Source organism: Enterococcus sp. AZ079 (genome assembly GCF_050547255.1).
Classification (GTDB): Bacteria; Bacillota; Bacilli; order Lactobacillales; family Enterococcaceae; genus Enterococcus_D; species Enterococcus_D casseliflavus.
On the sequence record NZ_CP172955.1, the window covers coordinates 1550102 to 1562839 of the forward strand.

The window sequence follows — 12738 nt, forward strand, 5'->3', positions numbered from 1 at the left end:
ATGCTCAGATGACACAAGAATGTTAGGAGTTGAGTGAGAGCCGTAAAAGATTTCACTATAGAAGGCAATCCAGTTTTTTTGGTACAACTTTTTTAAACACTGGCGAGGTTGAAAAAAAGGATTTTCTAATCCGCATTTTATGAGGTTATTTTTTAGGACAGCTCTCTTGATTTTTGTGCAAGAAACAGCATCAAATCAAATTACACAAAGTGTCAGTCTGGGGAGGAAGGTTCTCGTGAAATCTCACACAGAGTTGACACATAGGTTTTGTATGAAAGAATTCATTCCGATTTGTAAACGAAAAAACAAGCCGTAAAGGCTTGTTTTTTTAGGCAAAGTAATTGATGCCCATTGCATTTTTGACTTCAGCTAACGTTTGGGCGGCAACTTGTTCTGCTTTTTCACTACCAATTTTTAATAAGTTCATCACTTCACCGGGATCTTTTGCAAAAGCTTCACGGCGTTCACGAATCGGTGCAAATTCGGCTTCTAAAACATCGATCAAATAGCGTTTGATTTTGACATCGCCTAATCCACCACGGGTGTAATGTTCTTTTAATTCAGCAATTTTTTCTTTTTCAGTGCCAAATACATCAAGATACGTAAAGACCATATTGCCTTCAACTTGTCCAGGATCGTTGACATGAATGTGATTTGGGTCCGTGTACATACTCATCACTTTCTTTTGTAATACATCGGCTGGATCAGCTAAGTAAATACCATTGTTCAGTGATTTGCTCATTTTCCCGTTCCCATCGATCCCCGCTAAACGTCCCATGCCTTTTGGCGGTAAAACCGCTTTTGGTTCGACTAATACTTCACTATACGTAGAATTAAAACTATGCACGATTTCTTGCGTTTGTTCCAGCATTGGTTTTTGATCTTCTCCAACGGGGACTAAATTTGCTTTAAAAGCGGTGATATCCGCTGCTTGAGAGACAGGATAGATGAAGAAACCTGAAGGGACGCCTTCACCAAATTTTTTTTGTTCAATTTCGGCTTTAACGGTTGGATTGCGTCGTACTCGAGCAACACTGACTAGATTGAGATAATACATCGTCAATTCAGAGAGCTGAGGGATTTGCGATTGAATAAACATCGTTGTTTTTGCTGGATCCAATCCAACGGCTAAATAATCCAAAGCAACTTCTAGAATATTCGCTGAGACCTTCTCAGGTGTTTTCGCATTATCTGTTAGTGCCTGCATGTCAGCGACCATGATATAAAGCTGATTTTCAGGGTCAGCTTGCATTTCGACCCGTTTTTTTAAAGACCCCACATAATGGCCAAGATGCAATTTGCCAGTTGGGCGGTCGCCAGTTAAAATCGTATTCACTTTTTTTCCACCTTTTCCTTTGTTATATGGTTTATCTTACCTTTTTTTAGCAAAAGAAACAACCGGTTCTCCTTGTGATCTGATGGGGTGAGAAAAATTTTCATGGACAAAAACCTCACATCAAAGTAAAATAGCACTTGTCTTTTCAGAAATAAGGGGGGAACATTGGAAAAGCACCTTTACAAATGAAAAAAGATTGAGCTATAATATGAATCAAATCTTTCCAATTACTCATTTAATTTTAAAAAAAGCTAGGAGTGTGAATCAATGGCAATGATCGAATTTAAGAACGTAGAGAAATATTACGGAAAGTTCCATGCATTAAAAAATATCAACCTTGAATTTGAAAAAGGTGAGGTCGTTGTTGTTATCGGACCTTCAGGATCTGGTAAAAGTACAATGCTCCGTACGATTAATGGTCTAGAAACCATTTCAGGTGGTCAATTATTGGTCAATGGCAAGAACTTGTTTGACAAAGATGTCAAAATGACAGAAATTAGAAAAAACATCGGTATGGTGTTTCAACATTTCAATTTGTATCCAAATAAAACCGTGTTAGAAAACATTACGTTGGCACCGGTTAAAGTATTAAAACAAAATGAGCAAGAAGCCATCAATTTGGCGGAAAAGCTTCTTGATCGGGTAGGGATGTTAGATAAAAAAGATTCCTATCCTTCCATGTTATCCGGCGGACAACAGCAGCGGGTCGCAATTGCCAGAGGGCTTGCGATGAAACCAGAGATGCTGCTTTTTGATGAGCCAACGTCTGCATTGGATCCAGAAATGATTGGTGATGTCTTGGATGTCATGAAAAAAATTGCCAGTGAAGGCATGTCCATGATCGTTGTTACCCATGAAATGAGCTTTGCCCGTGAAGTAGCAGATCGAATCGTCTTTATGGCGGAAGGACAAGTACTAGAGGATCGGCGCGATGTCGATGGATTCTTTGATGCACCAAGAGACGAACGTGCAAAACAATTCTTGAGCAAAGTCAGCAATCATTAAGCAATAGGAGGAACCCTTATGAGAAAGAAAATATTTTCCTTTCTAGTCTTAGCCTTTGCCCTTGTGACTTTCTCAGGTTGTAAAGGACAAAGTGCCGCAGAGATCGATATTTTAGAAAACAGCAAAGAGACGAATCAGATCGTTTGGGGCGTAAAAAACGATACCCGTCTTTTTGGATTAATGGATATCGCGACCAGAGAAGTACGAGGATTCGATATTGATATCGCTCGTGCAATCACTGAGAAAATTTTAGGTCGTGATGGCAATGCCATCTTTGTTGAAGTAACCTCAAAAACTCGGATTCCTCTTTTGAAAAACGGCAACATCGATGCAATTATCGCCACGATGACTATCACGGAAGAACGTAAAAAACAGGTCGATTTTTCCGATGTCTACTTTGATGCAGGCCAATCGTTATTAGTTGCCAAAGACAGCCCTATTCAAGGGATCGAAGATTTGACCGCAGATACCACTGTATTGGTCGTGAAAGGCTCTACTTCCGCTGTGAACATTCGTGAAGCAGCACCAGAAGCGCAAATTTTGGAACTTGAGAATTATGCGGAAGCCTTTACCGCTTTACAATCTGGTCAAGGGGATGCTATGACCACGGATAATGCGATCCTATTAGGGATGGCGAGTGAAAATCCCAATTACCATTTAGTTGGCGAAACTTTTACAGAAGAACCTTATGGTATTGCTATCAATAAAGGACAAAAGCCGTTTCTTGATGCAGTGAATCAAGCGTTGCGGGAAATGCGTGAAGATGGAACCTATGATGAGATTTACAACAAGTGGTTCCCTGAAGACGAATCAGGAAAAGTAGAGTAGGAGGAAACTGAATGGTTGAATTATTTCAAACGTATACCGGTCAGTTTATTGAAGGCTTTAAGTACACAGTCATGGCGAGTTTGATCGCACTGTTTTTTAGTCTTTTGATCGGAACCTTAATGGCAATTTTTCAGTTGTCAGACAATCGCCTCATCAAAGGGATTGCCAAAGCGTATGTTGAGTTTTTTAGAAATATTCCCTTATTGATCATCGTGATGTTCTTTTATGTCGTTGTGCCAATGTATTGGGTTTCTTTTGACGGCTTTCAAGCAGGAACGATCGGCTTAACGATCTATACATCGGCATTTATCGCTGAGACGATCCGTTCAGGGATTCAAACGGTCCCTAAAGGCCAGATGGAAGCTTCCTTGTCTTCTGGTTTTACTTACAGCCAAGCGATGCGCTACATTATTCTGCCACAAGCATTTAAGATCGTCGTACCGCCGTTAGGCAATCAATTTATCAATCTTGTCAAAAATTCATCAATTTTGGCGATGGTCGCAGGATTAGATATTATGTATCAAGGCGATTTGATCGCAAGTGAGACCTTCAATACATTTGATACGTATATCATTGTTGGTCTTTTCTATTTGATCATTACCCTACCATTGTCTTATTTGATGATTTACTTGGAACGGCGTTGGGCTGTCCGCTCATAGAAAGGAGCTAACGAACTATGGACTTTTTTGAAGCTTTTTCAGCGATTAACATTCGCTTCTTGATCGATGGCTTGCGGGTAACAGTTGAAGTGTCGATCCTATCGATTTTATTTAGCTTTATAATCGGAGGGATCGCCGGTATTTTGCGATTCAGCTCGATCCCAGTCTTTTCCAAAGTATTAGGTGTCGTGATCGATGTTATTCGTAACTTGCCTTTGCTCTTGATCATCTTTTTCACTTACTTTGCATTGCCGCAGATCGGTATCCGCTTTAATATTTTTTGGTCAGCGGTTGTGGCGTTGACGATTTTTGAATCAGCGATGCTCTCTGAAATCTTTCGTGCTGGTTTGAATTCTGTGCCAAAAGGGCAGATGGAAGCTGGTTTGTCTACAGGGCTAAGCTATGTCGAAGTATTGCGGAGCATCGTCGTGCCGCAGGCATTTAAAGCGATGCTGCCAGCGATCGTCAGTCAGTTGATCTCTTTGATCAAAGATACGTCATTAGCCGTGATTATTTCTTTACCAGAGCTGACTCATCATGCTCGAATCATTTATGGCCAAAATACAAACTATGTTTTGCCTATGTTTTTGGCAATGACTGTTTTATACTTTTTGGTTTGTTATGCCTTGTCATTGCTTTCTGGCTTTTTGGAAAAACGTCAGTACGATTACTAAAAAGAATAATCGTCAAAAAAATCCCCACGATCGGTCTTACACCCATGCAAGTGCAACTTGTGGGGTGTAAGCCAATCGTTGGGGATTTTTTCTTTTTGACCGTTTCGTGTTTTTGGGGAAAGCTTTTTTAGCAAACGAAAGGAATACTTGAAAAATAGTCAAAAAAAGTCCAAAATGAATAAGAGAGAAAAATGCACCAAACTCTTTCTTTCATGTAAAGGATGGAAACTATGACAAACAACAGACCAATTGGTTTTATCGATTCTGGTGTTGGTGGGTTGACGGTCGTCAAAGAAGCAATCAAGCAATTACCCAACGAATCGATTCTTTATCTGGGAGATACAGCCAGATGCCCGTATGGTCCGAGACCTGCTGAGCAAGTCATCGAGTATACGTGGCAAATGACCCGTTTTTTATTAGAAAAAAACATTAAAATGTTGGTGATCGCTTGTAATACAGCGACAGCGGTCGCCCTTGAAGAAATCAAAGAACAACTAGCGATCCCAGTGATCGGCGTGATCCTGCCTGGCAGTCGAGCAGCAGTCAAAGCAAGCAAAAACCAACGCATCGGTGTCATCGGGACAAACGGAACGATCAAAAGTGACTCTTACAAGCGCGCGCTTCATGGCAAAGCGCCCCATGCGTCCGTCGTCAGTTTGGCTTGCCCGAAGTTTGTGCCGATCGTAGAAAGCAAACAATACCATAGCTCGGTCGCCAAGAAAATCGTGGCAGAAACGTTGCGTCCATTGAAAAACAAACGGCTAGATACAGTGATTTTGGGTTGTACCCATTATCCTTTATTGCGTCCTTTGATTCAAAATGAATTGGGCGCTCATATCCAGCTGATTGATTCAGGGGCAGAAACGGTGGGGGAAGTCAGTACCTTGTTGGACTATTTTTCCATTGCTGCAACGAGTCAGGACGATCCGCATCCGCAACATGCATTTTTTACTACTGGTTCACCGAAAATGTTTGATGAGATTGCCAATGATTGGCTTGATTTAGACACGATCTCATCGATTCACACTGATTTAGGAGGCTTTTAAATGCGACATGATGGCAGAAAAGAAACAATGTTAAGACCAGTTAAAATTCAAACCAACGTCTACAAACACCCCGAAGGATCGGTTGTGATCTCTTTTGGTGACACAACCGTGATCTGTTCGGCAACGATTGAAGATCGGGTCCCTCCGTTTTTACGAGATACGGGAAAAGGCTGGGTCACAGCCGAATACAGTATGCTCCCACGAGCGACCAACACTCGTAATCGTCGAGAAAGTGCCAAAGGCAAGCTTTCTGGTCGGACGATGGAGATCCAACGGCTGATCGCTCGTTCCTTGCGCGCAGTAGTCGATTTAGAAAAATTAGGGGAGCGCAGTATCGTGGTCGATTGTGATGTCGTTCAAGCAGATGGCGGTACCCGAACAGCTAGTATTACCGGCGCATTTGTCGCGTTGCGTTTAGCTATCGATACCTTGTTGCGTGACAAAGCGTTGACGGAAGATCCAATCAAGGAGCATTTGGCAGCAATTAGTGTCGGGATCTTACCAGATGGCACCTGTGTGACCGATCTTGATTATCAAGAAGATTCTTCAGCTGCTGTTGACATGAATTTGGTGATGACGGAATCTGGTCGATTTGTCGAATTGCAAGGAACTGGGGAAGAAGCGACCTTTGATGGTCAGCAGTTGAATGAGATGCTGATTTACGGAAAAACGGCTATCGAAGAATTGATTGCCTATCAAAAAGAGGCACTGTTTTTACCAGATGAACCCCCTTATGAGATTCCCGAAAAAACGATTGTCATTGCTACAGGCAATCCAGGAAAAGCCAAGGAGTTTAAAGCCGTATTTGGCGCAGCAGGTTACGATGTCCGTACCTTAAAAGACTATCCTTCCTTGCCAGATGTTGAAGAAACCGGCACCACCTTTGAAGAAAATGCCCGCCTTAAAGCCGAAACCATCGCCAGAATTTTGGGAAGACCGGTGTTAGCTGATGACTCAGGACTGAAAGTCGATGCACTAGGGGGGCGACCAGGGGTGTACTCTGCTCGATTTGCTGGTGAGCAAAAAAGTGACGCTGCCAATAATGCAAAATTGCTCTATGAATTGACGGATGTCGAAGATGACAAACGCAGTGCCCAATTTCACTGTACGTTAGTTTTTGCAGCGCCAGGAAAAGAGAGTTTGGTGGTTGAAGCTCAATGGCCGGGGAGAATCGGTCGCATCCCTCGCGGAGAAAATGGGTTCGGCTACGATCCATTGTTTATTCCTGATGGTTCAGAGCAAAGCGCAGCCCAAATGAGTCAAGAAGAAAAGAACCGAGTGAGCCACCGTGGTCTAGCAATCAAAAAACTGCAGGAACAGTGGCAGGAGTGGTTAGAAGGAGAAAATGTATGAAATACTTAGTTGTCAGTGACAATCATTCAGATCGTGAGATTCTTGTTGATCTTAAAAATGAATTCGAAAATCAAGTCGATTTGTTCCTTCACTGTGGGGATTCAGAACTTCCTGAAACGGATCCTTTATGGGAAACATTCCAAGTCGTTTGTGGGAATTGCGATTACGGTGGTGGTTTTCCGAATGAGCGTATCGTTAAAACGCCGCTGGATATCATCTATATGACCCATGGCCATTTGGCGGATGTTCGTTTTGGCGTAACCAAATTAGGCTTAAAAGCGCAACAAGCAGATGCCTCGATCGCTTTGTTTGGTCATACGCATCAAATTGCTTGTGAGAAAGTCGGGAATCGACTTTTCTTGAATCCCGGCAGTATTTCCCAACCGCGAGGGCAAATTCAAATCAAAAGTTTTGCGATTATTGAAAGTACGCCAGAACAATGGGCAATCCAATACTATGATCGTTCCTTTCATAAAGTCCCAGAGCTAGCTTTCGTTTTTACACGTTAAGTAAGCGGAATCAAAAAGTAAAAATTTCATTATAATTTTGCAGGTTTCTACTTTCTATTCTCATTTTCAAGTAAAATAGAAGAGTAGCTGTGAAATGGAGGCAATTAGATTGATAGGACAGACCGTAGAAAAAATATTACTCGAGAATCAAGAAAATTTCTTGGTGCCGGCAGAGAATGTGGCATCGGTATTTTATAACCACCCTTTGAGTCACGCATTGCTTGTTTTATCAAAAGTGGGCTATTCAAAGATCCCAGTACTAGATAGTGAGGACCATTTAGTCGGCTTAATCAGCCTCTCAAACATCGTAGAACGAATGATGGATCTCACTGGCTTCAGTATGGAAAATATTGAAGGGCTGACTGTGGCAGATGTCATGGAAGTCAATGTGAATTGCATCAAAGAAAACGATGAGTTGGAAAGTATGCTGCATCTGTTAGTGGATCAAGCATTCTTGCCGATCGTTGATGATGACAATGTCTTTGTTGGGATTATCACCCGCAAAGAGATTTTAAAATCCGTCAATCATTTGGCGCATGAAATCGAAAGACGCTATTTGCTGATTTCGAAAGAAGATGCCCCAAAGATGACAGATGAACTACATGTGGTATAGAAAAAAGGTTATCCCAGTTTCGGGATAACCTTTTTTTAAATACCGACGATCGGCGCATTGGGGATCGTATAGCCTTTGGCAGTTAATGCATCGATCGATGCGGCCAAAAATTCCTCTTTGATTTTCCATTGCGTACCGTTGGTCACATACATGGTCGTGCGAATTGCAAAGTTGTTGTTTCCTAGATCCACCAGACCGAAGACCGTAGGGGCCGTTTGAATCTCTTCTTCGTGCTGCTGAGCAATCTGTTCATTGACTTCTTCAATGATGGCACGTATTTCATCTAAGCCTTCAGATGGTAAGATACGTACGTCTACCACGACTTGCATATTGGCTCTGGATGTATTACTGATGGTTGTGATGTTACGATTTGGGATATAATGAACGGTTCCATCAACGGATTTTAATTGAACAGTCCGAATACCGACGGCCGTCACTGTACCTTCAAGCGTCAGATTGGTCAAGCGGACGTAATCACCAACGTTGATTTGTTGTTCGGTAATAATAAAGAAGCCAGTAATCAAGTCATTCATAAAGCCTTGGGCACCGAGACCGAGGGCGACACCGACGACTCCGGCACCGGCTAGTAGCGAGCCTACAGGTACACCGATGGTAGAAAGGAGTGCATAGACAAAAAAGAAGCCTAATGTGTAATGAACCGTATTGCGGATCAGAGTATGGATCGTGTTGATTCGACTCACATTGAAGGTGGCTTTTTTTTCATAGGACCGATAGATCCGGTCAATGATCATGTTGCTTATTTTTAATAAAATTCCGAATAAGATACACAAAAAAAGCAGCATCAGTGCTTTTTGGATCAGTAGGCCAATGATCGATTCCCAGTCGATCGATGCCCACCATTTTTGTAATGCATTGAGCTGAGCAGCTGCTGGTTCGGTAATGCTGGAACCACTTGAATCGGTCGTGCTAGCTGCAAGTAGCAGTTGTTTCATAAAATCCCTCCAAGTCTTACTGCATCTATTTTAACGAAGATAAAATAGAAATGCAAAGGAGGTTTTCTGAAATACCTGTTTTTTTCAGAAAAAGCCTGCTTAGCCAACGGGTAGGCAGGCTTTTCTATGACAATCATTGATTAAGATAAATGAACGCCTTTATCAACGAAAATCACTTCGCCGATAATCCCGCTTGATAATGGACTGATCAAGAAGGCACAAGTATTGCCCACTTCTTCAATCGTCACACCAATATGATCAGGTGTTCGATCCTCTGACAATTGGATCAGTTTTTGATAGTCTTTTACACCAGTTACTGCCAGCGTCTTGATGGCACCAGCTGAAATCGCATTGACGCGGATTTTTTGCGGTGAAAGTTCGGCAGCTAAATAGCGAACGCTTGATTCTAAAGCGGCTTTTGCAATCCCCATCATATTGTAGTTCGGTACTGCCCGTTCGGCACCTAAGTAGGAAAGGGTAACGATTCCAGCATTTTCAGCTAAGATTGGTTTGGCATATTTAGTGACGGCAATCAATGAATAACTGCTGATGTCTTGCGCCAAAGCATAACCGTCACGAGAAATATTCAAAATATCGCCAGATAGATCTTCTTTATTGGCATAAGCAACGGCATGGACAACACCATGGATCTCACCTGCATATTCTTTGATCGTTTCAAAGGCGGAAGCAATGCTTTCGTCATTGGCGACGTCACATTCCACTACAAATTCATCAGATTCCAATAAGCGCTCTAAAGGCTTTTTCATGCGGTCGTTTTGATACGTGTAGATCACTTCGGCTCCTTGTGCTTTTAATGCTTGTGCACAGCCCCAAGCGATACTGCGTTTGTTAGCAACGCCCATGACGACAACTTTTTTACCGGTTAAAAAACTCATAATTCCACTCCTTAATAAATTCAACAATAATAAAATACGTATAATGACAAATAGTAAATCAAACTATCTTGATTTCTAATTATTAAGCATAATTGTTTGATTGTCAAACTATTTTTTTCTTAATAAATATTTAGTTGCGAATTTCGCTGAACTATGATACTTTGATAATCAAACTATAATAAATTCTTAAGCAAGGAAGGGAAACCATGAAAAAACTATTGACTGAAACAGAAGTCATGGATTTGATTCCAAATCGCTATCCAATTATATATATTGATTACGTCGATGAAATCGAGTCTGGCAAAAAGATTATCGCAACGAAAAATGTCACCATCAACGAAGACTTTTTCCAAGGACATTTCCCAGGAAATCCAGTAATGCCAGGTGCCTTGATTTTAGAAACATTGGCACAAGCAGGATCGATCCTGATCTTGAAATCCGAGGAATTCCAAGGTAGAACGGCGTATATCGGCGGCATCAACAAAGCCAAATTCCGTCAAAAAGTTGTTCCGGGAGATACCATGAAACTTGTTTTCGAGATCACTAAAATCAAAGGCTCTGTAGGAACTGCTGATGCGGTCGCTACAGTGGACGGCAAAAAAGCTGCGGAATGCGAATTCACCTTTATCGTTGGCGACCAAAAATAAAAGAAAACCGCTGAAATTCCCGAATATCGGAGACTTCAGCGGTTTTTTATTTATTCTTTGGCTTCTTGTAAGACCTTGATCGTTTCGATCTTCACTGGCTCAACCGGTTGAGAATTCTCACCATTGCCAGAGTCTTGGGTTTCTGCTTGTGCAATTTTATCTACGACATCCATGCCTTCAATCACTTGACCAAAAACGGTATAGCTGCCGTCCAATTGTGGTGTTCCACCATTTTTGTAGGCTTCGATGATTTTTTCAGGATAGTGTTGGATCGCTAGACCGTCAGATACATCTTGATCATTTTGAACGATGTAGAATTGACTGCCTTGGCTGTTTGGCGCACTTGATTTTGCCATTGCTAATGCGCCTCGCAAGTGATAAAGCTGGTTCGAGTATTCTTCGCCGAATCCTTCGCCCCAAATGCTTTCTCCGCCAGTGCCATCACCATTAGGGTCGCCCCCTTGGATCATAAACTCTTCTACGACACGATGGAAAGTCAAGCCGTCATAATACCCATCTTTGGCATGGGTCAAAAAGTTTTCGACTGCTTTGGGCGCGATCTCTGGGAAAAGTTTGATTTTGATCGAGCCTTCTTCCGTTACCATTTCAACTAAAGCTTCATTCTCTTGCACATCCGTTGATAATTGCGGCAATTCCAGGGCATTCAAGTCAACAGATTCTGAGGTTGACGTGCTTTCTGCCGAATTGCTTGATGAGGGATCGGTGGTACTTGAACCTGTACAAGCAGCTAGTAATAAAAGGCTAGCAGCTGCTGTCAGTGTGAATAGGATTTTTTTCATTCTTTCATTCCTTCCAGTTTTCTTAATGATAATCATAACAAAAAAGAGACATAGAAGAAAGCGCAGATTTTGTGGAATGAGAAAGAAACAGACGGAAAGGTGTAGACCACTTTTTAGATGTTTGCTATAATGAAAGAGGATTCATTATAATAAACGGATAGAATTTACAGGAGGTTTTTTTGATGGGAAAATTAGGGATATCGATTTATCCAGAGCGCTCAACGTTTGAAAAGGACAAAGCGTATCTAGACTTGGCACACAAATACGGCTTTAAACGGGTATTTACCAGTTTGCTGCAAATCAACGATGATAAAGAAAAAGTCTTGGCAGACTTTAAACAAGTCGTGGATTATGCCAATCAGTTAGGAATGGAAGTCATGGTAGATATCAATCCTGGTTTATTCGAACAGTTAGGTATTTCTTATGATGATTTATCCTTCTTTGATGAGATGGGGGCTTACGGTGTTCGGTTAGATATTGGTTTCACTGGTTCAGAAGAAGCCAAAATGACCCGTAATCCTTACGGGATCAAAATCGAAATCAATATGAGCAGCGGCACGAGCTACGTGGATAACATCATGAGTTATTCACCTAATACTGAAAATTTACTCGGTTCGCATAACTTCTATCCTCATCGCTATTCAGGGTTAGGCTATGACCATTTTGTTTTTTGTTCGGAAAAATTCCGCAAATACAATTTAAATACGATGGCTTTCGTGAATTCTCACGAAGCTGATTTCGGTCCATGGCCAACACAAGATGGTTTGTGCTCTTTGGAAGACCATCGTGATCTGCCACTAGCTACACAAGTCAAACATTTAGTGTTGACTGGTTTGATCGATGATATCTCTATTGGAAATGCCTATGCTTCAGAAGCAGAATTGGCAGCAATGGCTGAAGCGTTTCATGCTGATTATCCGACATTAAGAGTCGATGTCGTTGACGGAATCACTGAAGATGAACGAATTTGTCTCTTCGATAATCTGCACAGCTATCGAGGAGATCGCTCAGAGTACATCTTGCGTTCAACGATGACGCGGATCTATTATAAAGACAAGGAATTTCCACCTCATGATACCCGTGATATGGTAAGAGGGGATGTCTTGATCGATAATGCTGGCTATGGACAATACAAAGGTGAGACGCAAATCGCCTTGAAAGCAATGAAAAATGATGGCCGCGTCAATGTCGTTGGGAAAATCGCTGATGAGGAACTATTCTTATTAGAATTTTTGAAACCTTGGTCAAGTTTTAAATTGGTCGAAAATAACTAATTATCACGAGAAATCAACCATTGCCAACAAAGCGTGTTGGCAATGGTTTTCTTTTTGGGCGCTTGCAATTGACAAACACGAGCAAAAAACGGTAATTTATGTAGGGGGTTCTTTCCATGAAGAACGATGAAACCATAATAATATT

Annotated in this window: 14 protein-coding genes; 10 read left to right on the forward strand and 4 right to left on the reverse strand. The window is 41.7% G+C overall.

Going from position 1 to position 12738, the window contains the following annotated elements:
- Positions 1–328 precede the first annotated feature (328 nt).
- Positions 329–1336 carry a tryptophan--tRNA ligase gene (gene trpS, locus IGJ15_RS07455; protein WP_005226189.1) on the reverse strand — a complete coding sequence of 336 codons (1008 nt, stop codon included), beginning with the start codon at positions 1334–1336 and terminating at the stop codon, positions 329–331.
- Positions 1337–1603: 267 nt separating this feature from the next.
- Here trpS and IGJ15_RS07460 point away from each other — a divergent pair, with 267 nt between their 5' ends.
- From IGJ15_RS07460 to cbpB, 8 genes are all read left to right on the forward strand, one after another.
- Entirely contained in the window at positions 1604–2341 is a 738-nt protein-coding gene (locus tag IGJ15_RS07460) for an amino acid ABC transporter ATP-binding protein (protein ID WP_430599424.1), read from the forward strand.
- A gap of 18 nt (positions 2342–2359) precedes the next feature.
- Positions 2360–3169 (forward strand): transporter substrate-binding domain-containing protein, encoded by an 810-nt coding sequence (locus tag IGJ15_RS07465; RefSeq protein ID WP_005226187.1) that lies wholly within the window; start codon positions 2360–2362, stop codon positions 3167–3169.
- An 11-nt stretch (positions 3170–3180) separates the two neighbouring features.
- Entirely contained in the window at positions 3181–3828 is a 648-nt protein-coding gene (locus tag IGJ15_RS07470) for an amino acid ABC transporter permease (protein ID WP_333719184.1), read from the forward strand.
- 17 nt (positions 3829–3845) lie between these two features.
- Positions 3846–4502, forward strand: a complete 657-nt coding sequence (locus IGJ15_RS07475; protein WP_005226185.1) for an amino acid ABC transporter permease — start codon at positions 3846–3848, stop codon at positions 4500–4502.
- A gap of 230 nt (positions 4503–4732) precedes the next feature.
- On the forward strand, positions 4733–5548 hold the full coding sequence (gene racE / locus IGJ15_RS07480; protein WP_015509769.1) for a glutamate racemase: 816 nt from the start codon (positions 4733–4735) through the stop codon (positions 5546–5548).
- Entirely contained in the window at positions 5549–6901 is a 1353-nt protein-coding gene (gene rph, locus IGJ15_RS07485; RefSeq protein WP_005226183.1) for a ribonuclease PH, read from the forward strand.
- A complete protein-coding gene (locus IGJ15_RS07490) occupies positions 6898–7410 on the forward strand; it encodes a metallophosphoesterase (RefSeq protein ID WP_074536749.1) in 513 nt (170 codons plus the stop codon). The genes rph and IGJ15_RS07490 overlap by 4 nt, the downstream gene beginning before the upstream one ends.
- A gap of 109 nt (positions 7411–7519) precedes the next feature.
- On the forward strand, positions 7520–8023 hold the full coding sequence (cbpB, locus tag IGJ15_RS07495; RefSeq protein ID WP_005226181.1) for a cyclic-di-AMP-binding protein CbpB: 504 nt from the start codon (positions 7520–7522) through the stop codon (positions 8021–8023).
- Positions 8024–8058: 35 nt separating this feature from the next.
- Here cbpB and IGJ15_RS07500 read toward each other — a convergent pair whose 3' ends face one another.
- Positions 8059–8976 (reverse strand): mechanosensitive ion channel family protein, encoded by a 918-nt coding sequence (locus IGJ15_RS07500; RefSeq protein WP_015509767.1) that lies wholly within the window; start codon positions 8974–8976, stop codon positions 8059–8061.
- Between the two features lie 140 nt (positions 8977–9116).
- Entirely contained in the window at positions 9117–9872 is a 756-nt protein-coding gene (gene fabI, locus IGJ15_RS07505; RefSeq protein WP_005226179.1) for an enoyl-ACP reductase FabI, read from the reverse strand.
- Between the two features lie 206 nt (positions 9873–10078).
- Here fabI and fabZ point away from each other — a divergent pair, with 206 nt between their 5' ends.
- Positions 10079–10519 (forward strand): 3-hydroxyacyl-ACP dehydratase FabZ, encoded by a 441-nt coding sequence (gene fabZ / locus IGJ15_RS07510; RefSeq protein WP_005226178.1) that lies wholly within the window; start codon positions 10079–10081, stop codon positions 10517–10519.
- A 50-nt stretch (positions 10520–10569) separates the two neighbouring features.
- Here fabZ and IGJ15_RS07515 read toward each other — a convergent pair whose 3' ends face one another.
- Positions 10570–11319 carry a peptidylprolyl isomerase gene (locus IGJ15_RS07515; RefSeq protein ID WP_008381897.1) on the reverse strand — a complete coding sequence of 250 codons (750 nt, stop codon included), beginning with the start codon at positions 11317–11319 and terminating at the stop codon, positions 10570–10572.
- Positions 11320–11501: 182 nt separating this feature from the next.
- Here IGJ15_RS07515 and IGJ15_RS07520 point away from each other — a divergent pair, with 182 nt between their 5' ends.
- Positions 11502–12593, forward strand: coding sequence for a DUF871 domain-containing protein (locus IGJ15_RS07520; RefSeq protein WP_060791964.1), 1092 nt, complete (start codon positions 11502–11504; stop codon positions 12591–12593).
- Positions 12594–12738 lie beyond the last annotated feature (145 nt).